The organism is Chloroflexota bacterium, assembly GCA_014360825.1.
Lineage (GTDB): Bacteria > Chloroflexota > Anaerolineae > UBA2200 > JACIWT01 > JACIWT01.
This window is the reverse complement of sequence record JACIWT010000005.1, coordinates 1-24,066: the sequence shown is the minus strand read 5'-3', so window position 1 is coordinate 24,066 and position 24,066 is coordinate 1. Positions and strand designations below refer to the sequence as shown.

Genomic DNA, 24,066 nt, shown 5'->3' with positions numbered 1-24,066 from the left:
TAAACCCTACTCTCCCTGGTCGTTGCCTGGGGATGCAGTAGTGGAACTATTGCCCTTATTCAGGAGAAATATATTCTGGTTATCATATTATCGCAGATCAGAGCAGACGTCAAGGACAGTGGAAGGCTTGTTCAGAACTGTTGCGAAATCTGGGGGCAATTCTCCTACAGACGCTGGTTATTGGGTGCTATTCTCATTTCGGCAGACACAAAAAGGCCTGAGCCGATCTCAGGCCTTGCGGTGGGCGGACTATCTGGAAAGTCTCGCTTTTTCCCAACCGCCTGCTCATATTTTATCACAACCCAGCAGACTTGTCAATAGCGCTTCGAGAATTTTAAGGAAATACCAGTTATTTGAAAACTAACTATCCACCTGCTGGGCGACGAGTTCCCAAACCTCCACGTCGCCGAAAGACCTGACCAGTCGCAATCCCGCCACCGCCGATAAGTCTGGGGTTGGCCCCAGCCCCAGCGCAGGATACTCTCCTGGGTAGAAGAGTATGTAGCGCACACCCCAGGCGCGCAGCACCTCCAGACATACTTCTTCTGGGAAACGCTCCAATGCCCAACGGCGCATCTCCCACTCCGGCGGGAAGAATGCCCCGTAGCCATAGGCCATGTTCTTCCCGTGGGTCACCAGTTCATAGAGCGATGGCCCACAGAGCGCCACCTCTACTGGCATTTTCATTATCGCGAAATCACCCGGTTGCTCAGCAAGCCAAACCACAGCCGGATGTGGAGCCAGTGACTGCACCCCCCACATCCCTGGTGCCCAGGCGAAGTCGAACAACACTATCCCCAGGCAGAGAACCGTTATCAATAAGCGCCATCGTCTGCTCTCCACCCGTCGCAAGACATAAACCAACCCCACCGCCGCGAGGACGCAAACCCCAAACACCGTCAATAAGGCAAACCGATGCCAGAAACGCATCCCATTTCCGCCGGGGAAAAACAGATACACCAGCATTGCCGGCAGCGGGATATAGATCTGCCCGGGTACGCGCAACGTCCAGTAGGTAGCCGTGGCATTGAGCGCTAGGTCTCGGGATAAGATACCCATCCCCGCGGTGAACACTCTCTCTATGGCCTGGGGCACCGGGATATACAACCGACCGTTGGCCATGTGCAACGTCAAGCCCAGCGACAAGATGCCTCCCAAGAATGCCACTGCCAGATAGGGCCACATTTCTCGCCGCCTGCCCAAGCACCATCCCGCAATGGCCAGCAGTAACACCGGCAATCCCAGGTAAGCGTCGCCGCGACGGGTCAATGCATCGTACCGGGCCAGGAAAAATGATCCCCAGAGCGGATGGCGAGGGTTAGGATAGACGAAATCGAGGAAAGTAGTGCCCCAGTGATCGGCAACGGAGATCGAACGAGTCATCTCCGAGTGGGTGCGCCAAGCCATCACCAGGGCAGGGCTCACCAAAACGATGACCACGATGGCGAACAATCCTACCAGGATCACCAGCGTGCGATCCCACCGCCTCCTCTGTGCCCACAATCGGAACAGAAAATAGGACACCAGTCCTATCCCGACAATGAAAGCCATATACCAGGCTGATAAGGCAGCGAAAGCGTAGAAAACCCCCGTCAGGATCGCCGATCGCACATCACGGCGCTCCAGCATACTCTCTACGCCCAAAAAGGCGAACGGGAGCCACTGCACGCTGGCAATGCCTATCATACCCATGGCCAAGTGTGCCAGATGCGTCGGTGCGAAAGCGAAGGCCAGCCCCGCCAGCAGCCCGGCGACTGGTTCCCGTGTCAGTCTGTACACCAGCAGGTACATACCAAACCCGCTCAGAACGCAGGAGGCCACCAACAACGAATTGTATGCTATGATTTCGCCTGCCAAGAGCGCTAGTGGAGTTGCCAGCGTCAGATTAGCGAGGGTGGTCTCCGAACGGCCCAGGGCATAGCCGTAGGGGTAGAAAATGCGCGGGTGGTAGAAGGGCGAGACGCCTTCGCGGAATAAGGCTTGGTTGAACCACCAGATGCGGAAGATGTACTCCGAGGCATCGCCGGCCAGGTTGGCGGCGCGGTGGGCAAAATCTGCGAACAGGGGAGCCAGCATGAGGGCGGTCGCAACAGCGCTGACCAATAGAGGCAAGGCGACGAGGGTCCTCGTGTGCTTCATTTGAATAAACCTGCCGCATTATTCAAGCCGAAAGCGATGATTTCAACGCGCGGCCCGTAATGAAGTCTCACTGCCCGAAGTCCGACTACATTCTGGCCAGCAGCTCAGCCTTCTTTGCACTGAATTCTTCCTCTGTGAGAATTCCAGCGTCACGCAATTTGGCCAGTTTTTCAATTTGGGCTGGAATATCATCACTGACTTGTTCCAATTGGCTTTGCGTTCTAGCAAGCTGAATCTGCTCTCGTATCATCTTGACCGCAATATCAACCTCCGGATTCGGCATACTGTCAATTATTTCCTTCGCTCCTCCAAGGTTAAGGGTGACCTTGCCCAGCACAAGCCCCTTGCTTCCCTCTACGCTGAGAATGTCATTGTACAAAAAGGCTTCTGTGCCTCCGCCGAGACCGCGTGCCCACACAATCACGCGCTTGTCAGTAATTACCAGGCGACCCCGGAGAAGGCTTTTGTAGCCCCCTCGGTCAGCGCGCGGCTGGGCCGTGAACACTCCGAGCAGCTGCTCGTGCTCATCAAGTATTTTCGTCTTTATTTCTTCTAACATTTCCGGCTTCACGTTGAAACCGATAACGGGCTCTGGCCCATTCATGTGTTGCCTCCTTATTGCGCAAAGTGGCAATTACCAGCTGGTGATGACTTCACTGGACCCTGCGAGCATCTATATTCCATGCGGCGCATGCCGCTCACGTCGGTTGCGTACATATTTCGGTGTATTCACCGCACGGTTCCTATGGCACCAAATGAATTTCTTTTACACGATAGCACTCCACCCCATCTTTTTTCCATCTAGTGAGGATTAGAAAAGCACCTGGGTAAGTCCATTTTACAATAAACCCCTCTGCGTCAGTGCCTAACACCTCCGGTTCGCCTATTGCCTCACTCTTGGGATGAATTGCTAGCACATCGTCAGCAGGCATGCCAATATATACCCCCCGCCATTCGCTGACCGACCCACTTCCGGGGATCTTCCAGATACCGCGCTTCGCAGAGTTCGCCCAGGTTTGCCGTTGAAACAGTTCCTTCTCGTATTTAATATCCGGCGGACGTGGGTTTACTCGTGCATAGCCTCGCTGTACCAGTTCAGCATTGACCATGAGTCCACCCGCCCAAACATAGCGCAGCAGTCGTCCTTCCTTGTCCGTATCGCTGACGTCGCTTTCGAGGCGAATAGTTCTCTGTCCAAGTAACTCGGCATTAATGCGCCTGGCCTCTTCACCAAATGGCGCATCCAGCGCTGGCGCATCGATGCCCAGGTAGCGCACGGTATACTCGCGACCATCAATGTTCACTATTATCGTATCACCGTCGACTACCCGCACCAGCTGTATTTGCGGCTCAGGAGTTGGAGTCGGCGTCGATTGGGAGGCGCACGCGCTCGGTAGTAGCAAAACTACAGCCAGCATACAAGTCAATAGCCCTAAAGTCTTTACTTGCATTTGACCCTCCTACCGAAAAGACAGAAGTCGAAGAACCAGAAAGCCCATCCACCGACTTGCAATGAACGGGCTGCCGTGTTAGAATGTGATTGCTCCGGTATCCACTACACATTGTGTCTATGCCTTGTTGGCTCCCCATGTTTCACACCTGTTTGTAGCGGGCAGATATCCTCCGACCACCAATTATTGTGCTCAATGCGCCTGGAGGGACTCGAACCCCCGACCACACAGATTCGAAGTCTGCGGCTCTATCCACTGAGCTACAGGCGCACGGCTTTCGCTGAGACTCAATCTAAAGAAGTCTACACGATTATTATAACTTCCGCTCTCCCCATAGTCAAACACTCACTGCCTTGCTCCCACCATCCATGACACCAGCAGCATCTCTGCATAGGCAATGAGTGCGGAAATCCATATCAGAGGCCACTCTGCACCCGGCACGGATGGAAAGTTCCACCAGCAGATACTCACCCACATCAGGCTGTCCAAAATCAGGTTCACCGTCACAACCACGATGCCGAAAATCAATGCTGTAACCAGGCGGTCCTCCGGTGCGAAGCCCCTCAAGTGAACCCGAGTGAGTGACCCAATCACCACTGGTGTGCCCAACACTATCGCCGGTGCCCACCAACGGGAATGACCAAGAAAAGTCACGAGACAGAGCAAAACCACTCCGGTCAGAAATAGTACCAGACCCCAGCCGGCAGCCTGCCATTCTTTTTTCATCATCACTCCCTTCACGCGCCACTCAGCGGAATGGGTCAGAGTATCTTGAACCACATAAGCAATCCGAGTATTACGAACGCCGCCGCAGCGATGCGCCTCATACTCTCCTCTGGCACGATTTGGGCCACCGCTTGACCGCCCACCACACCGACGAGAGTTACTGTCGCCAGGGCTAGTGTAGCCCCCAAAAACACAGCCAGCGGCTTCTGGTGTTGACAAGTGAGGGAGATGACCGCCAGTTGGGTCTTATCTCCCAACTCGGCTAAAAAAAGCACTGTGAACGTCGAGAGCAGTACTTTCCAATCCAAGAGCAACCTCCGATGCATGAATGTAGTTTGTATTCCCTTTGTCGGCGTTCCTATGCCTCAGCAAGGTGAAGTGGTCGGCTGTTTTTCCTCACCACCCAGACAGCCCGCCACAAGCGCCCTCGGGTCACGGCTCTCCCCCACCCGCGCGAGGTGAACTAAGAACTCCTGGTTCCCCGCCGGGCCCAGGACAGGCGAAGGGATGAGCCCTTGCAAAACAAACCCCTGCTCTATGGCCCACGAAAGTAGTCCTTCGAGCACTGCCCGGTGCACTGCTGGATCACGCACTACGCCCCCCTTGCCCACCTGCCGGCGCCCGGCTTCAAATTGGGGCTTGATCAGGGCGATGACTTGTCCCGCGGGCCCGAGCAGACACATGGCTACTGGCAGGATGAGCCGCAGCGAGATGAAAGATACATCTATGGTCACTAAGTCCACCGGCTCCGGCAGGGCTTCGAGATAGCGGGCATTAACACGCTCCATCACCACGACGCGGGGGTCACGCCGCAATTTCCAGGCGAGTTGCCCGTACCCAACGTCAATGGCGTAGACTTTGGCCGCGCCCCGCTGCAGAAGGCAATCGGTGAAGCCGCCGGTGGATGCACCGATATCGGCAGCCACCAAGCCTGTGACATTTATGTCAAATTTGTCCAGGGCAGCCGCTAATTTAAGCCCACCCCGGCTGACATAGGGCAAAGACTCCACGAGGGTGATCTCTGCTGCCTCGGGCACGCGGGTCCCAGGTTTATCCACCACCTTGCCGTCCACGAGTACCGCCCCGGCCAGCACCAGGCGATGGGCTTGTTCGCGGCTCTCCGCCAATCCTCGCTCGAAGGTCAGCACATCCAGACGTCGCTTCGTCATTCTCACCCGATAACTAAGAATAGCCTCTTTTGCAGCGAAAGTCAAGGTTGACGGAATGCCCTCCATCAGGTATGATTGGAATCATCTCACTATCTACGAGGAGAACCACGGAATGTTGAAAGCATTGCTTAAGACCATGCGGCCCACTCAGTGGCCGAAGAACATCTTCATTGCCGCTGCCCTGGTTTTTGATCAGAAGATGTTTATTCCGTCTTTGCTTCTGAAGACCATTGGCGGCATGATCCTATTCTGCGGGGTCAGCAGTGCCGTTTATATCATCAACGACCTTGCGGACGTCGAAAAAGACCGGCAACATCCCGCGAAGAGGCTTCGTCCACTGGCCTCCGGGCAATTGGACCCCAGGGTGGCTCTCGCTGCGGCTCTCGTTCTGGCCCTGGCCTGCATTCCAACCAGTTTCGTGCTGGACAGACATTTCGGGATCATCGTGCTCGCTTATTTCATCAGCCTCGTGCTCTATTCATTCTGGTTCAAAAACATCGTGATCTTGGATGTGATGACCGTGGCCGCAGGATTTGTGCTGCGGGTGGCAGCAGGCGTGGTGATCGTGAAAGCGGAACGCTTTTCACCCTGGATGTATCTCTGCATGGGCTTTCTGGCGCTGCTCATTTCCGTCGGCAAGCGCCGCGAGGAACTGATCCTACTTCAAGAAAACGCCAACGAACACCGCAAGACATTTGATGAATATAACCTGCGCTTGCTGGAAGACATGCTTGGCTTGGTCACCACTGCTGCCGCGGTATCGTGGTCATTCTACACCTTCTCAGCACCCAATCTGCCGGCCAACCACTCCATGATGCTGACGATCCCCTTCGTCGTATACGGACTTTTCCGCTACCTATATTTGATTCACGTCAAACAAGAGGGCGGCGCGCCTGAGGAATTGATCTTCAAGGACAAGCCGCTCTTGCTCGATGTGATTCTGTGGGGATTGGTAGTCGTCGCTGTGATGTACATTCGGTAACGCCGGGCAACAAAAGCCCCTTCCTTGGAACAGGAAGGGGCTCTTGTACATACCACATGGTTTTCGCCCTTCTGTCCCAAGCCCTGCTCCGCAAGAGCGCAAAACAGATTCCTCGGCGAGATGCGCAAAGGTGTAGCAGGGCTTGGCCGTGAAGCCGACGATTAGCGCTTGGTGTACTGGGGAGCCTTGCGGGCGCGCTTGAGTCCGGGCTTCTTGCGTTCCTTGACGCGCGGGTCACGGGTGAGAAAGCCACCCTGGCGCAGTGTTGGGCGTAACTGGGGATCCACAGCCAACAGGGCTCGGGCAATGCCATGACGGATGGCACCTGCCTGCCCGCTGATGCCGCCCCCTTCTACGAGGGCCATCACGTTGTAGCGGTCGCCCATAGACACAGCGCGCAGAGGAGCAAGGATGGTGTCTCGGTCACGCTGGCGCGGAAAGTACTCCTCCAACGGCTTACCGTTGACCATGATTTCGCCTGTGCCTGGATAAAGACGCACCCGGGCCACTGATGTCTTTCGCCGTCCGGTTCCATAGAAATATCTGGCAGACATAACCGTTCCTTCTTAGCGATTTCCTATCTCAAGCGCCTTCGGTTTCTGGGCAGCGTGAGGATGCTCGCTGCCAGCATACACCTTCAGTTTCTTGATCAGCGCTCTACCCAACTTGTTATCCGGCAGCATCCCGCGCACGGCGAAACGAACGGCCCGCGCAGGGTGCAGTTGCAACAAACGCCCCAGCGTCATCGTTTTGAAACCCCCCGGATAGCCGGAGTGGCGGTAATAGATCTTCTGGCTGAGTTTGCGACCTGTGACTCGGATTTTGTCTGCATTGACCACGATCACGAAATCACCGGTGTCCAGGTGTGGCGAGAAGATCGGCTTGTGCTTGCCACGTAAGATCTTCGCCACCTCACTGGCCAGGCGACCCAGCGTTTTCCCCTCCGCATCCACAATATACCATTCACGTTGGATCTCGCTTGCTTTGACTGCGTACGTTTTCGTCATGATTACTCCTCGGCCCCAAACCTCAATAATTCACCCGCTCCAGACAGAGCCCACAGGGTGGCACTGCCGGGGCAGATAACCTCCGATCTCGGGCCTCCAAAATATCCCTGAATTGCTGGACAGACAATTCTCCCGTTCCCACTGCAATCAGCGTGCCCACCATCTTCCTCATCATCTGCCGAAGGAAACCATTGGCCTCCACTTCTACCCGGATGAAATCCGCCTGGCGGACACAGCGAGCCGCCAGAATGGTGCGCTCGGTGTTTGCCTCCAGCGCTGACCAGCCGAACGTAGCGAAGTCATGGGTGCCCACTGTCTGCTGCAGTGCTTCGGCCATCCTCTCGTGGTCGAGAGGTACCGCATAATGATAAGCGTAACGGCGCTCGAGCGGTGCACGAACAGGGCGATTGTAAATGGTGTAACTGTACACACGACTTCGAGCGCTGAACCGGGCGTGAAACCCAGCGGGGGCCTCGTCCAGGCTCAGGAAAGCGATGTCCAGAGGAAGCACTGCGTTGAGGGCGCGATGCAATTCAGTCAATTCGCGCGCCCAGGTGGTCCGAAAATGCACCACCTGTCCTCTGGCGTGGACGCCCGCGTCGGTCCGGCCAGCGCCCACCACACGCACTCGCTCCTGCGTCACGCGCTCCAGTGCCCGTTCGACTTCTCCCTGGATCGTCCTCCCACGACTCTGTAACTGAAAGCCCTTGTAATCGGTCCCATCGTATTCGAGAACGGCCATCAAAAGGCGAGCCTTGGTCGTTGGATGAAGTGTCTCCGCATCCATTGCGGCCACAAGAGCCGACCTCGCTACTCGACCAATTCCAAAAGCACCATCGGTGCCGCGTCGCCTAAGCGTGGCCCCAGTTTGATAATGCGCGTGTAGCCACCGGCCCGATCAGCGTACCGCCCGGCCACTTCACGGAAGATCTTATCCGCTACTTCTGGGTCATTCACCACAGCAGCGATCTGCCGCCGGGCGTGCACATCACCACGCTTGGCAAGCGTAATCAGGCGCTCGGCATCGCCGCGAATGGCCTTCGCCTTGGCTTCCGTCGTCCTGATGCGCTCGTGTCTGAATAATTCGGTGATTAGATTCCGGAACAGGGCACGACGCTGTCCTGTATCTCGATTCAGATGGCGGCCTGCCACCCGGTGTCTCATTGTGGGGGCTCCCTCCTAGTTGCATTCTTGTATTGCGGGTGCCACCCGCTACTCTGCCTCTTCTCCCTGGCCACTGGTCTCCGCTCCTGCCGCCTCCGTGCCGGGCCCTGGCTCAATGGGCCAGAGGCCCCTGGCCTGCAATTTCGTTTTCAGTTCTTGCAAGGACTTCTGCCCGAAATTGCGGATGGAGAGGAGCTCATCATCGCCTTTCTGAAGCAGTTCCAAAACCTCTCCCACCTTGACTATGCCCGCCCGCTTCAGGCAGTTGAAGGCGCGCATACTGAGATCAAGGCTCTCAATGGGCATCTCATAGACGTGCGACGGAATGGCGGCGCCTTCCACCTCCGTCACCAATTCCGCTGGAAGTTCTGAGACCCCAGCAATGGGTGACAAGTGATGGATGAGGATCTGTGCCGCCGTACTCAGTGCCTCGCCTGGGTTGATAGCACCGTCCGTCCAGATTTCCAATATCACGTTCTCGTAGTTGGTCATCTGACCAACCCGGGTGCTTTCCACGCGGAAATTGGCTTTGCGGATAGGGCTGAAAATGGCGTCTACTGGAATCTGCCCAATCGGCAATTTGCCCCGCTCCTCGGCAGGTGAGTAACCCCGCCCTTTCTCCACGACCAACTCGATCTCTAATTCGGAATCGGAAGAGTCCAAGGTGAGCAAATGCAATTCCGGGTTGATGATTTCCACTTCCGCTGGCGCATCGATATCGGCCGCAGTGATCTCTGACTTTCCGGCCGCATTTATCGTCAGGCGCACGGGACCTTCGGCATAGGAACGCAAGCGCAGTTGCTTGACGTTCAGCATCAGGGTCGTCATATCCTCCTTAGCGCCAGGGATCGGAGAGAACTCGTGAGCGACCCCGCTCACCCGCAACGAGGTTACCGCAGCGCCTGGCAGAGATGAAAGCAGAACCCTCCGCAACGCGTTCCCAATTGTAACACCGTATCCACTTTCCAGCGGCCCAATCACGAACATACCGTAGTTCTTGCTGATGGCCTCTGGTTCTATCCTAGGTATAACCATTTTGAACAATTCCCCACCTCCTGGCCCGCCCGCTCGCTTCACTGGTCCTACAAGAGGTGCGCTTTGTGTTTAACGAGAGTAATATTCGACAATCAGTTGCTCACGGATAGGCATATCAATATCTTCTCGGGATGGCAATGCGATTACCTTGCCCACCAACTGCTCCGCATCCAGAGAGAGCCAGTTCGGTGGCTTGACATGAGCCAGTTCCTTCACCCGGTCCCGGAAGTAGTTCCGCTTGCGACTGGCTTCGGACACAGCCACTTCATCACCTACGTTGACTAAAGCAGACGGGATATTGACTTTTTGCCCGTTTACGGTGAAATGCCCGTGCAGCACAAGTTGTCGTGCCTGTGCGCGCGAGGAGGCAAATCCAAGCCGAAACACCACGTTGTCCAGCCGCCGTTCGAGCATCTGCAGCAAGTTCACGCCAGTCATCCCCTTGGTCCGCAATGCGTAGCCGAAATAGCGGCGGAACTGGCGCTCCATCACGCCGTAGATGCGGCGCGTCTTCTGTTTCTCGCGCAACTGCAGGCCGTAGTCCGATGCCTTTCGCCGAAACTGTGCCTGTCGCCCGTGCATTCCCGGCGCGTAGGTGCGGCGTTCAAAGGCGCACTTATTGGAGTAGCAGCGCTCACCCTTTAAGTAGAGTTTCTCGCCCTCGCGCCGACACAACTTGCACTTTGGCCCTATGATCCTTGCCATACATCCTCCTGAAATATCGCCCTGCTGGTTAGACCCGCCGTTTCTTGGGTGGGCGACAGCCATTATGCGGGATGGGGGTTACATCTGTGATGGATCGCACTTTTAACCCCGCCGCCTGGAGAGAGCGGATCGCAGCTTCGCGCCCTGGGCCGGGCCCCTTGATGTAGATGTCTACCTCGCGGACCCCCAGGTCCATCGCCGCCTTGGCCGTGTTCTGGGCAGCCACCTGTGCCGCATAAGGCGTGCTTTTGCGCGACCCCTTGAACCCCGACGAGCCGGCACTCCCCCAGGTCAGGACATTGCCCTGCAAATCCGTCACCGTAATGATAGTGTTATTGAATGAAGACTGGATGTACGCACGGGCGTGCGAAACCACCTTGCGCTCTCGCCGGCCCGCTCCCCTTCTCGTTGTCTTTGCCATACCGTTACCTCAGATTCTAACCAACGTTTCAACAATTACTTCTTGGCTCGTGAGCGACGACGCCCGGCCACAGTTTTCCGGGGACCTCGCTTGGTCCGAGCATTGGTCCGCGTCCGCTGACCCCGCACGGGCAGATTGCGGCGATGTCGAATGCCACGATAGCAGCCGATTTCCGTCAGGCGCTTGATGTTCATCTGCACTTCGCGCCGCAAATCGCCTTCCACTTTATAATCGCGGTCTATGATCTCACGGATGCGAGCGATCTCCGCCTCCGTCAGATCCTTGACCCTGGTATCTGGGTTGACGCCGCTCTGGGCCAAAATCGCCCGGCTCCGCGTCCGGCCAATACCATAGATGTAGGTAAGTCCTACTTCCACTCGCTTATCCCTTGGCAGATCAACCCCTGCAATTCTCGCCACTTTTCACCTCCTACGCAACAGGCTCCGCTATCGGGAAGCCATTGCGCGTCAGACTATGCCGCCTTGCCAGAACGCCCGAGGCAGCGTAGTCATTAGCCCTGACGCTGTTTATGGCGCGGGTTCTTGCAGATGACGCGCACTATCCCTCGCCGTCGCACGATCTTACATTTTTCACAACGCACACGAACTGATGGTTTCACTTTCATCGTCAATCTCCCCTGCTTCTCTGCTCACAACAAAGTGAGTATTTCCGGTTCATCTTCTGTTACCGCCACGGTGTGCTCGAAGTGGGCCGATAGTTTCCCATCGGCAGTGACCACGGTCCAACCATCTTCGAGCACCCTGGTTTCCCAAGTGCCCATCGTGAGCATGGGCTCCAAAGCGAAAGTCATGCCTGGCTTCAGCAATACACCGAACCCGCGCTGTCCGAAATTGGGCACCTGTGGGTCCTCGTGCATCTGTCGGCCAATGCCGTGACCCGTGTATTCGCGTATCACCGAGTAGCCTCGCGACTCGGCGTACTCTTGTATTGCCGCCGAAATATCCCCCAATCGCTTCCCCGGCCGGACCTCGGCAATTCCCGCCTCAAGCGCCCCGCGGGTGGCCTCTATCAGTTGACGCGCCTCTTCTGAGATGTGCCCCACCCCTACGGTAATGGCCGCATCTCCCTGATAATCCTGGTAAATCGCGCCCACATCCAGGCTGATGATGTCGCCTTCTTTGAGAACGCGCTGGCCAGGTATCCCATGCACAACCTGTTCATTCACCGAGGTGCAGATCGAAGCCGGATAGTTCCGATAGCCCAGAAACGAGGGCTTAGCGCCATTTCGCGTGATCAGACGATAAGCCAGCGCATCCAGTTCCTGCGTCGTGATGCCGGGCCTCACCATCTCCTGGAGTTCGGCAAGCACTTGGGCTACGATCTGGCCTGCCCGACGCATGTTCGCCAGTTCGCGGGCGTTCTTGCGGATGATCATAAGCCCGCCTGGCCTAACTCCCGTCGCCGGGACTCAATAGCGGCCAACAACTCGGCCTGCACGCCGTCAATATCCTTTTCGCCGTCAATCTCCACGAGCAATCCGCGTTGGCGATAGTACTCTATCAGCGGCTGCGTCTGCTCAAAATAGACGTCAATGCGTTTGCGCTGCGTCTCCGGCGTATCATCCGCGCGCTGGTAGAGTTCGCCGCCGCACACATCGCATACTCCCGCCACCCTGGGCGGGTCAAAGAGCATATGGTAGACGGTGCCACAAGTCCGACACGTCCATCGGCCACCCAACCGCTTCAGCAACGATTCCACAGACACCTTGATGTACGGCACTAAGTTGACCGCCTGGCCGTGACGAGCCAACACCGCATCGAGGGCGTCGGCCTGTGGGATGGTGCGCGGGAAGCCATCCAAGATGACCCCATTCGCGCAATCCGGCTTCTCGAGTCGCTCGGCCACCATGGCGATAGTTACTTCATCCGGCACCAGTTCGCCCCGTTCCATATAGGAGCGGGCCCGAAGCCCCAACGGGGTTTCATCGCGCAGAGCCTCTCGGAAGAGGTCGCCGCTGGCCACGTGGGGCAACCCAAGTCGCTGGGAAAGGATCTCTGCCTGCGTGCCCTTTCCCGCCCCTGGCGCCCCAAGCAAAACGATGACCATAACTGCACCCCTGCTCCTTCGCTGTTGGCGATTGTCCGAGAGGTCAGCCTTATCGGATGAACCCTTCGTAGTGGCGCATCAACAATTGGGCTTGGAGTTGCTTCATTGTATCCAAGACCACGCCCACCACGATGAGCAAGCCGGTGCTGGTGACAAGCATCTGTTGCGTGCCCGTCACTCCTCGCGCCAGGAAGGGCAAAATGGCCACGACCCCCAGGAAGAGCGCACCCACCAGAGTGATCCGCTGCAGTACGCGGTTCAGATAGTCGGCGGTGGGTTTGCCTGGGCGCATGCCAGAGACGTAGCCGCCCTGCTTCTGCAACAACTCGGCCAGATTCTGCTGTTGGAAAATGACGTCAGTGTAAAAGTACGTGAAACCGACAACCAATAGGAAATACATAATCCAGTAAGCCACGCCGCTGGCGTTAAAAAGCGCGCTTACGGATCGGGCCACATTGGCCAACCAAGTGATCTCAGAATCCACGAAATAACTGGCCACCACGCCGGGCAAGAGCATGATCGAAATGGCGAAAATGAGCGGGATCATTCCAGCCGAGTTCACCTGCAGTGGGATGTAGGTGCTCTGCCCGCCATAGATACGCGTGCCCCGCACCCGTTTGGCATATTGCACCGGTATGCGGCGCTGTCCTTCTTGGATGACCACAATAGCCACGACAGTCACAACGGTGATCAGCATGAAAATTTGCAGTACTGCTTGTGAGATAACGAAATAGATCAGATTTAACCCACACCATGCCGCCAAGGCATAGTCCGCCCGGCGCGTCGTCGAATAAACTACATAGGCAATGACCACCAAGGCCACATTCACCAACAGGATCTCCAATGTATTCGGATACTGCGCCAACAGTTGACCAATCCGCCCGGGAATATCGGCCACAATGCCGCCGAAGATGATCAACGACATACCGTTCCCAATGCCCTGCTCATCAATCAGTTCGCTCAGCCAGATGGCGAACATCGTGCCCGCGGTCAAGGTGGCCAGCGTAGCCAGGGTTGGCAAGAGTGTTGGGCCCGATAGGCCGAAGTTTGTGAGAGCGCCACCCCGCTGGAGCAAGGTGCCCTGGCTGAACGCTTGCAGAAAAGCCAACGGGATAGTCAGCAGCAATTGGTATTGATTCAATTTGTTGCGGCCTGCTTCGCCTTGTTTCGCTAATTCCTCCAGCGCGGGGATGAGCGGCTGAAGCAACTGGAAGATAATGGACGCTGTAATATACGGGTACACGCCCATCGCCAGCACCGAGAAATCGGCCATCGCCCCGCCGGAGAACATGTTGAGCAGACCCAGCAACTGATTGGCTTCAAAGATGCGGCGTAACCCTTCCGGGTCGGTGCCCGGCACGGGAATGTGGGCTCCCAGCCGATAGATGACCAGTATGACCAGGGTGAAGATAATCCTGCGTCGCAGATCCGGCAATTTCAATGCATTGCGAAGTGCTTCCAGCATTTACCACTCTCCCACTTCAGTGGCCCGCGGGTTACGCCGACTTGGTAAGTCGCCGCACCTTAGGCCACTCCAGTACATTGACCGTACCGCCTGCCGCCTCGATCTTCTCGCGGGCAGAGGCCGAAAAACGGTGTGCCGATACGCGGAGCGGTTTATCCAGTTCGCCCCGCCCCAAAATCACCACCGGCTTCCGGGTGGATTTGATAATGCCAGCCGCAGCCAAAGTATCGGGATTCACCTCCGCATTCTTGCGAAACCCTTTCAGGCAATCCAGATTGACTTCGGTGTAGTCCACGCGGAAGACGTTCGTGAACCCGCGCTTCACAGGCATCCGCCGGACCAGGGGCAACTGGCCGCCTTCAAAGTAGGGGCGTACCCCGCCGCCAGTGCGTGCGTTTTGACCCTTGGTGCCGCGACCGGCAGTCTTGCCCCGCCGCCCTGCTGTTCCTCGAGCAGCGCGGATGCGTTTCTTGTTCGCTCCCTTTGGTGGGCGCAGTTCATGCAATTTCATGCCCTCAATACCTCTCGCTCACTATCTTCACCGTTTATGACGGGGACTCTTCTACCTTCACCAGATGGATGATGTGTTGAACCATACCCCGCACGATATCGCTGTCCTCTCGCTCCACAGTATCACCTATGCGTCGCAGGCCCAACGCTCGTGCCGTAGCCTTCTGTTTTTTCGAATAGCCGATAGGGCTTTTCACCAATGTGATACGCAATCGCTTCTCAGTCATTGGTGCGCCTCCAAGGCGGTAATAAGTCCTCCACCGGCTTGCCGCGCAGACGTGCTTCCACCTCCACATCCTTCAGTTGCTGCAAACCCGCCATCGTAGCCCGAACCACGTTCAAGATATTCGGGCTGCCCAGGGATTTGGTGAGAATATCTTTGATGCCCGCCGCCTCTACGACAGCGCGCACCCCGCCTCCCGCGATCACACCAGTGCCCGGCGATGCCGGCTTCAGAAGAATTGTGGCCGCGCCGTAACTTGATTGCACCTCATGGGGGATCGTTGTGCCGGCCAGGGGTATGCGCACCATGCTACGCTTGGCCCTCTCCGTACCTTTGCGAATGGCTTCGGGGACCTCGCGCGCCTTACCCACACCAATACCAACGTTGCCCTTGCCATTCCCCACTACAACGACCGCTCGGAAAGCGAAACGCCGCCCGCCCTTGATGACCTTTGCCACACGGTCAATATGGACTACACGCTCTTGAAGGGCTTCTTCTTCGGCAACTTCCAGTAATTCTTCTTCCTCTTGATCCTCGTCCTGCTTCGGCATCCATCCTCCTTACCCGACAAGCCCGCCCCGGGGCGATAAAACCGTTCGAGATGGCCTTAGAACTCTAGGCCACCAGCGCGGGCTGCCTCGGCCAGCGCCTTCACCCGACCGTGGTAACGATAACCACCGCGGTCGAAAACCACGGCTTTCAGCCCCTTTTCCACAGCACGCCGGGCTAACACTTCGCCCACAACCTTGGCCTGATCGGATTTAGCGGCCTCCTCCGGCATGCGCTCTCGTACTTCGGCATCGAGAGTCGAAGCCGAGACCAAAGTGTGGCCCATCGTATCATCAATGATCTGTGCATAGATATGGCGCAGACTACGGTACACACTCAATCGCGGGCGCTCTGGAGTTCCAAAGACCCTCTTGCGCACGCGAGCGTGCCGTCGTTTTCTGGCCAATCTAACATCCACTTCTTTTACCATCCTACATCCCTCTCACGTGATCCGAGACTAGGCTAATTAGCCTGCCGCTACCTTGCCCGCCTTACCAGCCTTCCGGCGGATTTGCTCATCTAAGTAGCGAATGCCTTTGCCTTTATAAGGATCGGGTTTCTTGATCGCTCGGATCTCAGCCGCCACTTTCCCCACTACTTCTTTGTCAATCCCGTCTACGTAGAAAATGCGTCCGCCCCGTTCCACCTCGAAAGTGATGCCTGGGGGAGGCGATATCTTCACCGGGTGAGAGAAACCAACTTGCAGGACCAAGTCCTGCCCTTGTAGCTCGACGCGGTAACCGACACCCTCGATCTGCAAGGCTTTGCGATAGCCCTGCGTGACCCCCTCCACCATATTCGCCAACAGAGCACGGGTCAGACCATGGAGAGCGCGATGGATGCGGGAATCAGTCGGCCGACTAACTATTAGTTGGCCGTTCTCCAGGCGAATCATGATATCGCGGTGAAACTCGCGGCTCAGTTCGCCCTTGGGCCCCTTTATCGTCACACGATTGCCCTGAATATCTACTTGGACTCCATTCGGTATGGGAATGGGCATCCGCCCTATCCTTGACACCTGTTTTCCTCCTTCGCCAGAGGTGTCATCACCAGATATAGCAGACCACTTCGCCGCCCAGCCGCATCCGGCGCGCCTGGCGGTCGGTCATCAGCCCTTTGGGTGTGGAGATCACCGCCACGCCCATGCCACTCAATACGCGGGGCAGTGCCCGGCGCCCGCTGTACACGCGGCGCCCCGGACGGCTCACGCGCTGCAGGCCCGTGATGACCGGCTTGCGGTCCTCGGTGTATTTGAGCCAGACACGAATTAATTCGTAAGGTCGCTCTTTGTCGCTGAGAACTTCATAGTTTTCGATGAAGCCCTCGTCTTTCAAAATGCGGGCCAGAGCGAGTTTCATCTTAGAAGCCGGAATCAAGACGAACCGGCGATGCACCCGGATGCCATTTCGGATGCGGGTCAACATATCGGCGATAGGATCTGTCATAACCATTATTAGGCCACTCCTTGGGGAAATGACTTCGTCACCGTCCCCTACTTCACTACCAACTGGATTTGATAATACCCGGGATCTCTCCTCGAAGCGCCAGTTCGCGGAAACAGATCCGGCACAATTGAAATCTTCGCAGATATCCCCGCGGTCGCCCACAGATCTGGCACCGGTTGCGCACCCGGATGGGATACTTGCGCCTCGTTTCGCGCACGATCATGCTTTTCTTTGCCACACTTCCTCCTGTTCTTGCCCGCAGCACCATTCTACTGCCGACTGAACGGCATGCCCATCAATTGGAGCAGCCGCCGGGCTTCTTCATCCGTCTTGGCTGTTGTCACAATGGTGATCTCCAGACCACGGATCTTATCAATGCTATCGTAGTCAACTTCTGGAAACACCAGTTGCTCCCGCAGTCCCAGGGTGTAGTTCCCACGCCCATCGAAGGCATCTGGCGAAACCCCGCGGAAGTCGCGCTGGCGCGGCAAGGCAATGTTCATCAACCGGTCCATAAAATCGTACATTCTCCGCCCGCGCAGGGTCACTTTGAGACCGATGGGGTTGCCCTGGCGCAACTTGAAAGTGGCGATGGACTTCCGCGCCCGTGTTATGATGGGGCGCTGACCAGTGATGGTCGCCAGGTCCTTGGCCGCAGCATCCATGGCTTTGGCATTCTGTAGGGCTTCGCCCAAGCCAATGTTCACCACCACCTTTACCAGGCGCGGTACTTCCATAATGTTGCGATAACCAAATTCCCGCTGCATTGCCGGTATGATCTCTGAATAGTATCTATCTCGCAACCTTGACATTACTTCTCTCTCCCAGGCGGCCATCAATCTATGAGTTCACCGCATTTCTTGCAGAGGCGATGCTTGGTCCCTTCGGCATCCACGTGTATTCCCACTCGGGTGGCCGCATTGCACTTCGGGCAAACAAGGGCCACGTTCGAGATATGAATGGGCGCTTCGCGCTCGATGATGCCCACTTGAGTGCGTACATCGCCTGTGCGTCGTTGATGTTTCTTGATCAGATTCACGCCCTGTACCACTACGCGGGTGCGATTCGGATCGTGTTCGGGGCGACGGATACCTTTGCTACCCAGGCGACGGACAGGCTTGCGACCAGGAAGTAACCGAATCACCTGGCCTCGCATCCCACGGTCATCGCCCTGAATCACTTCCACGGTATCGCCCTTTTTGATCTTCCTCATATCGAACCCCCTACAAAACCAACCCGCCATCGTCAAAGGACTTCTGGCGACAGCGAGACGATTTTCATAAACCCCTTGTCACGCAGTTCGCGAGCCACCGGTCCGAAGATGCGCGTGCCCTTTGGGTTATTCTGCTCATCCAAGATGACGGCGGCGTTTTCATCAAATTTGATGTAGGAACCATCAGGGCGACCGAACTCTTTCGCCGTGCGCACGATCACCGCCCGCACTATTTCGCCCTTCTTCACCGCCCCACCAGGCATCGCCTGCTTCACCGAGGCCACAATGATGTCGCCTACGCCAGCGTAACGTCGCCGGGTGCCACCTAAGACTTTGATGCACATGATCTCCCGGGCGCCGGTATTGTCAGCAACTTTGAGACGGGTCATCGCCTGGATCATTCTGCTCGCTCCAATATCTCCGTCACGCGCCAGCGTTTCTCTCGGCTCAGGGGGCGGGATTCCTCGATCCGCACCAAATCCCCAATCCGACACGCATTTTCCTCGTCATGAGCCTTGTAACGCTTCGACGTCCGCAACACCTTGCCATACAGAGGGTGGCGCTTGGTAGAATGGACCACCACCACCACGGTCTTATCCATCTTGTCACTGACCACGCGACCAGTTAGGGTTCTGCGACGGCTCTTCATGGTCGTCCTCCCTCCACACTCGCCAACTGGCGCTCACGCAAAACCGTCTTGATGCGAGCGATATCCCGCCTGACAATGCGAATCCGGCTCGTGTCTTCGAGTTGCTTGGTTGCAGCGCGGAACCGCAGGTTGAGAAGTTCCTGATAAGCCTCATCCAGTCGGCGCTGAAGTTCGTCGGTTTCCATCTCCCGCCATTCTTTGATTTTCACCACGTTCATTCACCTCCGAGTTCCTCGCGGGTGACGAACTGGGTCTTAATAGGGAGTTTGTGAGAGGCCAAGCGCATCGCCTCACGGGCCACCTCCTCACGCACGCCCGCGATCTCGAAAAGAATGCGGCCCGGCTTCACCACTGCTACATAGTGATCCACAGCGCCCTTTCCGCCACCCATGCGGGTTTCGGCCGGTTTGGCGGTAACAGGCTTGTGGGGGAAGATACGAATCCATAACTTGCCACCACGGCGCACGTAGCGCACTACTGCCCGCCGCGCTGCCTCAATCTGCCGGCTGGTGATCCACGAGGGTTCCAACGCTTGCAACCCGTATTCCCCAAAGGCAATCGTTGTGCCTCGGGTTTCTTTCCCCTTGAGCCTTCCACGAAACTGCTTGCGATATTTCGCTCGCTTTGGCATTAACATCGCATCTATCTCCTGAAAACACCGGATAAGTGCACAGAGTCCAGACCCCTAACTTGCGGCGGCTTCTTCCGTCGTTTCCCGTGCTTCCTCGGGCAGAAGATCGCCGCGATAAATCCAAACTTTGACTCCAATACGCCCCAGCGTAGTTAAGGCTTCGGCATGGGCGAAATCGATGTCCGCCCGTAGAGTCTGCAGCGGCACCCGACCTTCGCGCTGCATCTCACGCCGAGCCATTTCGGCGCCCGACAGACGACCACTGCACACAATTTTGATCCCCTTAGCCCCCGCGCGCATCGCCCGGCTGACAGCCTGCTTCATAGCGCGGCGATGAGAGATACGCCGTTCCAATTGCTCGGCGATACTCTGTGCCACCAAGGTTGCTTCCAGTTCTGGCTTCTCCACCTCGACCACATCAATTTTGACTTTCTTGCCGCCAGTGATTTTCTCCAGGTCGTCTTTCAACTGAGCAACACTGGCACCCTTGCGCCCGATAATAATGCCTGGCCTGGCCGAATATAACGTGACGATCACCTGCTTGGGGTAGCGCTCAATGCGAATGTCCGAGATAGCAGCGTGACGCATTTGCTCCTGGACCAATTTGCGAATTGCCAGATCTTCCTTGAGTAGTTCTTTGTAACGCTGGCCTTCAGCGAACCAAAGGGCTTTCCACTGCTTATTAAACCCCAATCGGAACCCGGTAGGATGCACTTTCCTGCCCAAAAGAAAACCCTCCCTATTCTGTTTCCGCCCTGGAGCCCAGGATGACGGTAATGTGGCTGGAGCGCTTCAGGATGGGCTTGACCCGTCCTCGAGCGCCGAAACGGAACCGTTTCAACGTGGGCCCTTCATCGGCGGTAATGCTTGCGATATAAAGTTCGTCACGCGAAAGCCCGTAGTTTTCTTCGGCGTTGGCCGCTGCTGATTCGATGAGTTTGGCGACTGGACGTGCCGCCGCCCGAGTGGTGAAGCGGAGCTTTGCCAGCGCCTCCTCCACGCCCATGCCTCGTACCGCATCGGCCACCAATTTCACTTTGTAGGGCGACATACGAATGTATTTGGCTACAGCCCTGACTTCCATTTCCATCCCCACCTTCTTACCAGAGCCACGACCAGGTTACTTCCCTGGGCGTGTGGTCCTTTCCTTGGCACTGTGCCCACGGAAGTAGCGGGTGGGCACGAATTCGCCCAGTTTATGCCCCACCATATTCTCCGCAATGTAAATCGGCACATGACGGCGCCCATCGTGGACGGCGATGGTGTGGCCAACCATCTGTGGGAAGATAGTCGAATCTCTAGACCACGTTTTGATGACCCGCTTTTCACCTTGCCGGTTCATCATCTCGATTCTTTTCAGCAACTTGGGGTCCACGTAGGGACCCTTTTTCAGTGACCGACCCATCCCCTGACCTCCAGAACATAACCACGGATTAGTGGCGTTTCTTGGCTCGCCGGTGTATAATCCATTTGTCGGTGTCTTTGCGACGCCGAGTTTTCTTGCCCAGGGTGGGCTTGCCCCATGGGCTCTTGGGCGAAGACATGCCCACAGGCTGGCGACCCTCACCACCGCCGTGAGGGTGATCGCGTGGCGTCATGGCAGAGCCGCGCACTGCCGGGCGGAATCCCAGCCAGCGCTTGCGCCCCGCTTTGCCCAGTTTGATGTTGCCGTGTTCCGTGTTGCCCACCTGACCGATGGTCGCCATACACTGCGCATGGATCATGCGAGTTTCTCCCGACGGCAATCGCACTTGGGCGTAATTACCTTCTTTGGCCATTAACTGGGCAGAGGTACCCGCCGAACGGACCAACTGCCCGCCTTTGCCCAAATGCAACTCGATGTTGTGAATCAATGTGCCCACCGGAATGTTGGCCAACGGGAGTGCGTTGCCGGGTTTGATCTCGGCGTTGGGGCCAGCCAGAACAGTATCACCTACCTTGAGTTCGAGCGGTGCGATGATATAGCGCTTCTCGCCATCCGCATAGGAAAGGAGCGCGATGCGTGCGGAGCGATTCGGGTCATATTCGATGGCCATCACGCGAGCAGGGATGCCGATTTTGTCCCGCTTGAAATCAATGATGCGATACATGCGCTTGTGTCCGCCGCCGCGATGCCGCACGGTAACCCTGCCCTGCACATTGCGTCCAGCCCTTTTGCGCAACGGTTCCAGCAAAGAGCGCTCCGGCTCTGTCTTGGTGATCTCCTCGAAAGTGGAGACACTCATTCCCCTCCGTCCAGGAGAGGTTGGCTTATAAATCCTGATTGGCATGACTACACACCTTCAAACAGTTGGATCGTGTTGCCTGGGGCCAGGGTGACGACGGCCTTTTTCCAGGCGGGCTTGTGACCCATAATACGGCCCCAGCGACGCGTCTTGGCCGGCACATTGATCATGTTGACCGACACGACCGTTACTTTGAATATCTCTTCCACTGCCCGCTTCACATCGTGCTTATTGGCGCGGCGATCCACTTCAAATGAATATTGTCTGAGTTTACCTGATTGGTAACTCGTCTTCTCGGTGGTGATGGGACGTTTCAGAACCTCATACGGATGCATCGCCTTCTCCCTCACTGTCCCAATATCCCCTCGATCACGCGCAGCGAGTCCAGCGGCATAATCAGATAGTCGTATCCCAGGATGTCGCGCACATTCAGATTGGTAGCGCGTAGCGTCATCACGCCGGGCAGATTGTCGGCCGATTTCTCCACGTTCCGCGATGCCTCAGGAAGCAAGATCAAGGCGCTGGAGTCCACTTTCAGATTATTCAGCATCCCGATCATCTCTTTAGTCCGCGGCTCGCCCATTTCCAATTTATCGAGCAGGATAATCTGATCCGCCTTGGCCTTCAGCGAAAGCGCCGAGCGCAACGCCAACCGACGCATTTTGCGCGGCATACGCTGTTCATAACTCCGTGGGTGCGGACCAAAAACGGTGCCACCTTTGCGCCAATGTGGGGCGCGGATGCTACCCTGACGGGCACGCCCGGTGCCCTTCTGGCGCCACGGTTTACGCCCCCCGCCTGAGACTTCGCCACGGGTCTTCGTATCGGCAGTGCCCTGTCGGGCATTTGCCAACTGGCGCATCAAAGCCTGGTGCATGACGGCTTCGTTCACGGGCACAGCGAAGATATCGTCACGCAACTCCACTTCACCCACTTGTTCGCCGGCCATGTTTAGTACACGCATTTGCATCTCCAATGCTCCTATGAGACCTTGCGAGCCTTGCGGATAAACAAGAGGCCGTTCTTCGCCCCAGGCACGCTGCCGCGCAGAACCAACAGATTGCGCTCTTTGTCCACTCTGAGCACGGGCAGATTTAGCACAGCGACGCGCCTGTCGCCCATGTGGCCAGCCATGCGCAGGCCCTTGACGATATGGCCGGGCGTAGTACCCGAACCGATGGACCCCGGAGCACGCAGCCGATCCGATTGGCCGTGGGTTTGAGGACCGCCCTTGAAGTGATGTCGTTTGACCACTCCGGCGAAGCCCTTCCCCTTAGAGGTGCCGATCACGTCCACCAGCATTCCTGGCTGGAAGATGCTGACATCTATCACTTGCCCGACCTGGTAGCGTTCCACATCATCGGTGCGCACCTCGCGCAGGTAGCGCAGGGGTGGCAATTCCTTCAGGTGGCCGCGCTGGGGCTTGTTCACCCGCTTGGCCTGGCCAAAGCCTATTTGAATCGCGTTGTAGCCGTCGCGTTCGACGGTTTTGATTTGTGTGACGTAGCAGGGCCCTGCCTCAATCACTGTGACGGGCACGACCTCGCCTTTTTCATCGAAGATCTGGGTCATGCCCACCTTGCGGCCCAACATCCCTTCTCTTATCGCCATTTTTCTTTTTGGGGCACGGGCAAGGAGACCAAGTTCCTGGCGTCTAGACTGGTTCCCTCACGCCCGGCGGCCCTCCCTCCTTCTTCTGTTTATCGCTTACTTCTGACCAAACGAATGGGGCGCCGATATCTTGTGAACGGCTCCCCATTCGAGATCAAAATCCTTACAGTTTGATCTCTATATCTACGCCCGCCGGAAGGTTGAGTTTCATCAGCATCTCAATTGCCTTCTGGCTGGGCTCGATCACATCAATCAAACGCTTGTGGGTGCGGATTTCCAATTGCTCACGGGAATCCTTATCGATGAAAGGTGACCGATTGACCGTGAACCTCTCGATCTTCGTGGGCAACGGGACAGGGCCAACAACGGCAGCCCCGGCCCTCTCCGCGGTTTCCACAATGCGCTTGGCAGATTGATCCAGAAGCCGATGGTCGTAAGCCTTCAGTTTGATTCGGATACGCTGTCGCTTGGCCATTCACATCTGGGACCGGACCTATTGGCCCTTTTGGGTCCCCCTCCTCCACAGAGCACAGAATACGAACTACTCGACGATCTTCGTGATCACACCAGCGCCCACAGTGCGCCCACCCTCACGGATGGCGAACCGCGAGCCCTGCTCCAAAGCCACGGGGACGATCAAGCGCACTTTCATGTTCACGTTGTCCCCAGGCATCACCAT

At 56.8% G+C, this 24,066-nt stretch carries 41 protein-coding genes and 1 tRNA gene; 1 reads left to right on the top strand and 41 read right to left on the bottom strand.

Features of this window, described 5'->3' with window-relative positions; all coding sequences use genetic code 11:
* Window positions 1-360 precede the first annotated feature (360 nt).
* The 7 genes from H5T64_04600 to H5T64_04570 form a co-directional block, all read right to left on the bottom strand.
* Complete coding sequence (locus H5T64_04600; protein ID MBC7263622.1) at window positions 361-2,139, bottom strand: hypothetical protein; 1,779 nt, start codon at window positions 2,137-2,139, stop codon at window positions 361-363.
* 85 nt (window positions 2,140-2,224) lie between these two features.
* Complete coding sequence (locus H5T64_04595) at window positions 2,225-2,743, bottom strand: PH domain-containing protein (protein ID MBC7263621.1); 519 nt, start codon at window positions 2,741-2,743, stop codon at window positions 2,225-2,227.
* A gap of 139 nt (window positions 2,744-2,882) precedes the next feature.
* Window positions 2,883-3,590: a thermonuclease family protein gene (locus tag H5T64_04590; protein ID MBC7263620.1), complete on the bottom strand. Its 708-nt coding sequence runs from the start codon at window positions 3,588-3,590 to the stop codon at window positions 2,883-2,885.
* Between the two features lie 196 nt (window positions 3,591-3,786).
* A tRNA-Arg gene (locus tag H5T64_04585) sits at window positions 3,787-3,860 on the bottom strand.
* Window positions 3,861-3,935: 75 nt separating this feature from the next.
* Window positions 3,936-4,319: a hypothetical protein gene (locus tag H5T64_04580; GenBank protein MBC7263619.1), complete on the bottom strand. Its 384-nt coding sequence runs from the start codon at window positions 4,317-4,319 to the stop codon at window positions 3,936-3,938.
* 32 nt (window positions 4,320-4,351) lie between these two features.
* A complete protein-coding gene (locus H5T64_04575) occupies window positions 4,352-4,624 on the bottom strand; it encodes a TMEM165/GDT1 family protein (protein ID MBC7263618.1) in 273 nt (90 codons plus the stop codon).
* A 57-nt stretch (window positions 4,625-4,681) separates the two neighbouring features.
* Window positions 4,682-5,485, bottom strand: coding sequence for a TlyA family RNA methyltransferase (locus H5T64_04570; protein ID MBC7263617.1), 804 nt, complete (start codon window positions 5,483-5,485; stop codon window positions 4,682-4,684).
* 112 nt (window positions 5,486-5,597) lie between these two features.
* Here H5T64_04570 and H5T64_04565 point away from each other — a divergent pair, with 112 nt between their 5' ends.
* Window positions 5,598-6,467 carry a decaprenyl-phosphate phosphoribosyltransferase gene (locus H5T64_04565; GenBank protein MBC7263616.1) on the top strand — a complete coding sequence of 290 codons (870 nt, stop codon included), beginning with the start codon at window positions 5,598-5,600 and terminating at the stop codon, window positions 6,465-6,467.
* A gap of 161 nt (window positions 6,468-6,628) precedes the next feature.
* Here the strand turns inward: H5T64_04565 and rpsI are convergent, their stop codons facing one another.
* The 34 genes from rpsI to tuf form a co-directional block, all read right to left on the bottom strand.
* Complete coding sequence (rpsI, locus tag H5T64_04560; GenBank protein MBC7263615.1) at window positions 6,629-7,021, bottom strand: 30S ribosomal protein S9; 393 nt, start codon at window positions 7,019-7,021, stop codon at window positions 6,629-6,631.
* Between the two features lie 12 nt (window positions 7,022-7,033).
* Window positions 7,034-7,474 carry a 50S ribosomal protein L13 gene (gene rplM, locus H5T64_04555; protein ID MBC7263614.1) on the bottom strand — a complete coding sequence of 147 codons (441 nt, stop codon included), beginning with the start codon at window positions 7,472-7,474 and terminating at the stop codon, window positions 7,034-7,036.
* A 22-nt stretch (window positions 7,475-7,496) separates the two neighbouring features.
* Window positions 7,497-8,261 (bottom strand): tRNA pseudouridine(38-40) synthase TruA, encoded by a 765-nt coding sequence (truA, locus tag H5T64_04550; GenBank protein ID MBC7263613.1) that lies wholly within the window; start codon window positions 8,259-8,261, stop codon window positions 7,497-7,499.
* 23 nt (window positions 8,262-8,284) lie between these two features.
* Complete coding sequence (gene rplQ, locus H5T64_04545) at window positions 8,285-8,626, bottom strand: 50S ribosomal protein L17 (GenBank protein MBC7263612.1); 342 nt, start codon at window positions 8,624-8,626, stop codon at window positions 8,285-8,287.
* 60 nt (window positions 8,627-8,686) lie between these two features.
* Complete coding sequence (locus H5T64_04540; GenBank protein MBC7263611.1) at window positions 8,687-9,673, bottom strand: DNA-directed RNA polymerase subunit alpha; 987 nt, start codon at window positions 9,671-9,673, stop codon at window positions 8,687-8,689.
* Between the two features lie 69 nt (window positions 9,674-9,742).
* Window positions 9,743-10,378: a 30S ribosomal protein S4 gene (rpsD, locus tag H5T64_04535; protein MBC7263610.1), complete on the bottom strand. Its 636-nt coding sequence runs from the start codon at window positions 10,376-10,378 to the stop codon at window positions 9,743-9,745.
* Window positions 10,379-10,406: 28 nt separating this feature from the next.
* Window positions 10,407-10,799 carry a 30S ribosomal protein S11 gene (rpsK, locus tag H5T64_04530; protein ID MBC7263609.1) on the bottom strand — a complete coding sequence of 131 codons (393 nt, stop codon included), beginning with the start codon at window positions 10,797-10,799 and terminating at the stop codon, window positions 10,407-10,409.
* A gap of 35 nt (window positions 10,800-10,834) precedes the next feature.
* Window positions 10,835-11,218, bottom strand: coding sequence for a 30S ribosomal protein S13 (gene rpsM / locus H5T64_04525; GenBank protein MBC7263608.1), 384 nt, complete (start codon window positions 11,216-11,218; stop codon window positions 10,835-10,837).
* Window positions 11,219-11,310: 92 nt separating this feature from the next.
* The gene (gene rpmJ, locus H5T64_04520; protein MBC7263607.1) at window positions 11,311-11,424 is read right to left on the bottom strand and encodes a 50S ribosomal protein L36; all 114 of its coding nucleotides are present in this window, start codon (window positions 11,422-11,424) and stop codon (window positions 11,311-11,313) included.
* 24 nt (window positions 11,425-11,448) lie between these two features.
* The gene (gene map / locus H5T64_04515) at window positions 11,449-12,195 is read right to left on the bottom strand and encodes a type I methionyl aminopeptidase (GenBank protein MBC7263606.1); all 747 of its coding nucleotides are present in this window, start codon (window positions 12,193-12,195) and stop codon (window positions 11,449-11,451) included.
* Entirely contained in the window at window positions 12,192-12,866 is a 675-nt protein-coding gene (locus H5T64_04510) for an adenylate kinase (GenBank protein MBC7263605.1), read from the bottom strand. Before H5T64_04510 ends, map begins: the two co-directional genes overlap by 4 nt.
* A 49-nt stretch (window positions 12,867-12,915) precedes the next feature.
* On the bottom strand, window positions 12,916-14,331 hold the full coding sequence (gene secY / locus H5T64_04505) for a preprotein translocase subunit SecY (protein ID MBC7263604.1): 1,416 nt from the start codon (window positions 14,329-14,331) through the stop codon (window positions 12,916-12,918).
* 31 nt (window positions 14,332-14,362) lie between these two features.
* A complete protein-coding gene (gene rplO, locus H5T64_04500; GenBank protein MBC7263603.1) occupies window positions 14,363-14,842 on the bottom strand; it encodes a 50S ribosomal protein L15 in 480 nt (159 codons plus the stop codon).
* 34 nt (window positions 14,843-14,876) lie between these two features.
* Window positions 14,877-15,068: a 50S ribosomal protein L30 gene (gene rpmD / locus H5T64_04495; protein MBC7263602.1), complete on the bottom strand. Its 192-nt coding sequence runs from the start codon at window positions 15,066-15,068 to the stop codon at window positions 14,877-14,879.
* Window positions 15,061-15,615 carry a 30S ribosomal protein S5 gene (rpsE, locus tag H5T64_04490; protein ID MBC7263601.1) on the bottom strand — a complete coding sequence of 185 codons (555 nt, stop codon included), beginning with the start codon at window positions 15,613-15,615 and terminating at the stop codon, window positions 15,061-15,063. Before rpsE ends, rpmD begins: the two co-directional genes overlap by 8 nt.
* Window positions 15,616-15,671: 56 nt before the next feature.
* On the bottom strand, window positions 15,672-16,043 hold the full coding sequence (locus H5T64_04485; GenBank protein ID MBC7263600.1) for a 50S ribosomal protein L18: 372 nt from the start codon (window positions 16,041-16,043) through the stop codon (window positions 15,672-15,674).
* A 36-nt stretch (window positions 16,044-16,079) separates the two neighbouring features.
* A complete protein-coding gene (rplF, locus tag H5T64_04480; GenBank protein ID MBC7263599.1) occupies window positions 16,080-16,631 on the bottom strand; it encodes a 50S ribosomal protein L6 in 552 nt (183 codons plus the stop codon).
* A gap of 28 nt (window positions 16,632-16,659) precedes the next feature.
* Entirely contained in the window at window positions 16,660-17,064 is a 405-nt protein-coding gene (gene rpsH, locus H5T64_04475; GenBank protein ID MBC7263598.1) for a 30S ribosomal protein S8, read from the bottom strand.
* Window positions 17,065-17,113: 49 nt separating this feature from the next.
* Window positions 17,114-17,296 carry a type Z 30S ribosomal protein S14 gene (locus tag H5T64_04470; GenBank protein ID MBC7263597.1) on the bottom strand — a complete coding sequence of 61 codons (183 nt, stop codon included), beginning with the start codon at window positions 17,294-17,296 and terminating at the stop codon, window positions 17,114-17,116.
* Between the two features lie 31 nt (window positions 17,297-17,327).
* Window positions 17,328-17,870 (bottom strand): 50S ribosomal protein L5, encoded by a 543-nt coding sequence (rplE, locus tag H5T64_04465; protein MBC7263596.1) that lies wholly within the window; start codon window positions 17,868-17,870, stop codon window positions 17,328-17,330.
* 23 nt (window positions 17,871-17,893) lie between these two features.
* On the bottom strand, window positions 17,894-18,271 hold the full coding sequence (gene rplX, locus H5T64_04460; protein ID MBC7263595.1) for a 50S ribosomal protein L24: 378 nt from the start codon (window positions 18,269-18,271) through the stop codon (window positions 17,894-17,896).
* A gap of 32 nt (window positions 18,272-18,303) precedes the next feature.
* The gene (gene rplN, locus H5T64_04455) at window positions 18,304-18,672 is read right to left on the bottom strand and encodes a 50S ribosomal protein L14 (GenBank protein MBC7263594.1); all 369 of its coding nucleotides are present in this window, start codon (window positions 18,670-18,672) and stop codon (window positions 18,304-18,306) included.
* Window positions 18,669-18,920, bottom strand: coding sequence for a 30S ribosomal protein S17 (gene rpsQ / locus H5T64_04450; GenBank protein MBC7263593.1), 252 nt, complete (start codon window positions 18,918-18,920; stop codon window positions 18,669-18,671). The genes rplN and rpsQ overlap by 4 nt, the downstream gene beginning before the upstream one ends.
* Entirely contained in the window at window positions 18,917-19,129 is a 213-nt protein-coding gene (gene rpmC, locus H5T64_04445) for a 50S ribosomal protein L29 (GenBank protein ID MBC7263592.1), read from the bottom strand. Before rpmC ends, rpsQ begins: the two co-directional genes overlap by 4 nt.
* A gap of 5 nt (window positions 19,130-19,134) precedes the next feature.
* Window positions 19,135-19,557 carry a 50S ribosomal protein L16 gene (rplP, locus tag H5T64_04440; GenBank protein MBC7263591.1) on the bottom strand — a complete coding sequence of 141 codons (423 nt, stop codon included), beginning with the start codon at window positions 19,555-19,557 and terminating at the stop codon, window positions 19,135-19,137.
* Between the two features lie 48 nt (window positions 19,558-19,605).
* Window positions 19,606-20,277 (bottom strand): 30S ribosomal protein S3, encoded by a 672-nt coding sequence (rpsC, locus tag H5T64_04435; protein ID MBC7263590.1) that lies wholly within the window; start codon window positions 20,275-20,277, stop codon window positions 19,606-19,608.
* Between the two features lie 13 nt (window positions 20,278-20,290).
* The gene (gene rplV / locus H5T64_04430) at window positions 20,291-20,635 is read right to left on the bottom strand and encodes a 50S ribosomal protein L22 (GenBank protein ID MBC7263589.1); all 345 of its coding nucleotides are present in this window, start codon (window positions 20,633-20,635) and stop codon (window positions 20,291-20,293) included.
* A 36-nt stretch (window positions 20,636-20,671) separates the two neighbouring features.
* Window positions 20,672-20,956, bottom strand: coding sequence for a 30S ribosomal protein S19 (gene rpsS / locus H5T64_04425; GenBank protein MBC7263588.1), 285 nt, complete (start codon window positions 20,954-20,956; stop codon window positions 20,672-20,674).
* Window positions 20,957-20,984: 28 nt separating this feature from the next.
* On the bottom strand, window positions 20,985-21,821 hold the full coding sequence (gene rplB, locus H5T64_04420) for a 50S ribosomal protein L2 (protein MBC7263587.1): 837 nt from the start codon (window positions 21,819-21,821) through the stop codon (window positions 20,985-20,987).
* A 2-nt stretch (window positions 21,822-21,823) separates the two neighbouring features.
* Window positions 21,824-22,111 carry a 50S ribosomal protein L23 gene (gene rplW / locus H5T64_04415; GenBank protein ID MBC7263586.1) on the bottom strand — a complete coding sequence of 96 codons (288 nt, stop codon included), beginning with the start codon at window positions 22,109-22,111 and terminating at the stop codon, window positions 21,824-21,826.
* 11 nt (window positions 22,112-22,122) lie between these two features.
* Entirely contained in the window at window positions 22,123-22,746 is a 624-nt protein-coding gene (gene rplD, locus H5T64_04410) for a 50S ribosomal protein L4 (protein ID MBC7263585.1), read from the bottom strand.
* Window positions 22,747-22,757: 11 nt separating this feature from the next.
* A complete protein-coding gene (rplC, locus tag H5T64_04405; GenBank protein ID MBC7263584.1) occupies window positions 22,758-23,381 on the bottom strand; it encodes a 50S ribosomal protein L3 in 624 nt (207 codons plus the stop codon).
* A gap of 169 nt (window positions 23,382-23,550) precedes the next feature.
* Window positions 23,551-23,862 (bottom strand): 30S ribosomal protein S10, encoded by a 312-nt coding sequence (rpsJ, locus tag H5T64_04400; GenBank protein ID MBC7263583.1) that lies wholly within the window; start codon window positions 23,860-23,862, stop codon window positions 23,551-23,553.
* 66 nt (window positions 23,863-23,928) lie between these two features.
* Window positions 23,929-24,066 (bottom strand): elongation factor Tu (gene tuf / locus H5T64_04395; protein MBC7263582.1); only part of this gene is annotated, 138 nt, incomplete at its 5' end.

Coding starts and splice junctions, on each gene's coding strand:
- H5T64_04510 (MBC7263605.1), bottom strand. CDS start 12,866: ATGGTCATCGTTTTGCTTGGGGCGCCAGGGGCGGGAAAGGGCACGCAG.
- rplV (MBC7263589.1), bottom strand. CDS start 20,635: ATGGAAGTCAGGGCTGTAGCCAAATACATTCGTATGTCGCCCTACAAA.
- rplW (MBC7263586.1), bottom strand. CDS start 22,111: ATGCATCCGTATGAGGTTCTGAAACGTCCCATCACCACCGAGAAGACG.
- rplB (MBC7263587.1), bottom strand. CDS start 21,821: ATGCCAATCAGGATTTATAAGCCAACCTCTCCTGGACGGAGGGGAATG.
- rpsD (MBC7263610.1), bottom strand. CDS start 10,378: ATGGCAAGGATCATAGGGCCAAAGTGCAAGTTGTGTCGGCGCGAGGGC.
- rpsK (MBC7263609.1), bottom strand. CDS start 10,799: ATGGCAAAGACAACGAGAAGGGGAGCGGGCCGGCGAGAGCGCAAGGTG.
- rplM (MBC7263614.1), bottom strand. CDS start 7,474: ATGACGAAAACGTACGCAGTCAAAGCAAGCGAGATCCAACGTGAATGG.
- rplN (MBC7263594.1), bottom strand. CDS start 18,672: ATGATCCAGGCGATGACCCGTCTCAAAGTTGCTGACAATACCGGCGCC.
- rpsE (MBC7263601.1), bottom strand. CDS start 15,615: ATGCCGAAGCAGGACGAGGATCAAGAGGAAGAAGAATTACTGGAAGTT.
- H5T64_04580 (MBC7263619.1), bottom strand. CDS start 4,319: ATGATGAAAAAAGAATGGCAGGCTGCCGGCTGGGGTCTGGTACTATTT.
- map (MBC7263606.1), bottom strand. CDS start 12,195: ATGATCATCCGCAAGAACGCCCGCGAACTGGCGAACATGCGTCGGGCA.
- truA (MBC7263613.1), bottom strand. CDS start 8,261: ATGGATGCGGAGACACTTCATCCAACGACCAAGGCTCGCCTTTTGATG.
- H5T64_04590 (MBC7263620.1), bottom strand. CDS start 3,590: ATGCAAGTAAAGACTTTAGGGCTATTGACTTGTATGCTGGCTGTAGTT.
- rpsI (MBC7263615.1), bottom strand. CDS start 7,021: ATGTCTGCCAGATATTTCTATGGAACCGGACGGCGAAAGACATCAGTG.
- rpsS (MBC7263588.1), bottom strand. CDS start 20,956: ATGGGTCGGTCACTGAAAAAGGGTCCCTACGTGGACCCCAAGTTGCTG.
- H5T64_04485 (MBC7263600.1), bottom strand. CDS start 16,043: ATGGTAAAAGAAGTGGATGTTAGATTGGCCAGAAAACGACGGCACGCT.
- H5T64_04595 (MBC7263621.1), bottom strand. CDS start 2,743: ATGAATGGGCCAGAGCCCGTTATCGGTTTCAACGTGAAGCCGGAAATG.
- rplO (MBC7263603.1), bottom strand. CDS start 14,842: ATGAAATTGCATGAACTGCGCCCACCAAAGGGAGCGAACAAGAAACGC.
- rplP (MBC7263591.1), bottom strand. CDS start 19,557: ATGTTAATGCCAAAGCGAGCGAAATATCGCAAGCAGTTTCGTGGAAGG.
- rpsJ (MBC7263583.1), bottom strand. CDS start 23,862: ATGGCCAAGCGACAGCGTATCCGAATCAAACTGAAGGCTTACGACCAT.
- rplX (MBC7263595.1), bottom strand. CDS start 18,271: ATGAGGAAGATCAAAAAGGGCGATACCGTGGAAGTGATTCAGGGCGAT.
- rpmD (MBC7263602.1), bottom strand. CDS start 15,068: ATGACTGAGAAGCGATTGCGTATCACATTGGTGAAAAGCCCTATCGGC.
- rpmJ (MBC7263607.1), bottom strand. CDS start 11,424: ATGAAAGTGAAACCATCAGTTCGTGTGCGTTGTGAAAAATGTAAGATC.
- rplD (MBC7263585.1), bottom strand. CDS start 22,746: ATGCAAATGCGTGTACTAAACATGGCCGGCGAACAAGTGGGTGAAGTG.
- rplE (MBC7263596.1), bottom strand. CDS start 17,870: ATGTCAAGGTTGCGAGATAGATACTATTCAGAGATCATACCGGCAATG.
- H5T64_04565 (MBC7263616.1), top strand. CDS start 5,598: ATGTTGAAAGCATTGCTTAAGACCATGCGGCCCACTCAGTGGCCGAAG.
- rpsQ (MBC7263593.1), bottom strand. CDS start 18,920: ATGAAGAGCCGTCGCAGAACCCTAACTGGTCGCGTGGTCAGTGACAAG.
- H5T64_04540 (MBC7263611.1), bottom strand. CDS start 9,673: ATGGTTATACCTAGGATAGAACCAGAGGCCATCAGCAAGAACTACGGT.
- rpsH (MBC7263598.1), bottom strand. CDS start 17,064: ATGGTTATGACAGATCCTATCGCCGATATGTTGACCCGCATCCGAAAT.
- H5T64_04570 (MBC7263617.1), bottom strand. CDS start 5,485: ATGACGAAGCGACGTCTGGATGTGCTGACCTTCGAGCGAGGATTGGCG.
- secY (MBC7263604.1), bottom strand. CDS start 14,331: ATGCTGGAAGCACTTCGCAATGCATTGAAATTGCCGGATCTGCGACGC.
- H5T64_04600 (MBC7263622.1), bottom strand. CDS start 2,139: ATGAAGCACACGAGGACCCTCGTCGCCTTGCCTCTATTGGTCAGCGCT.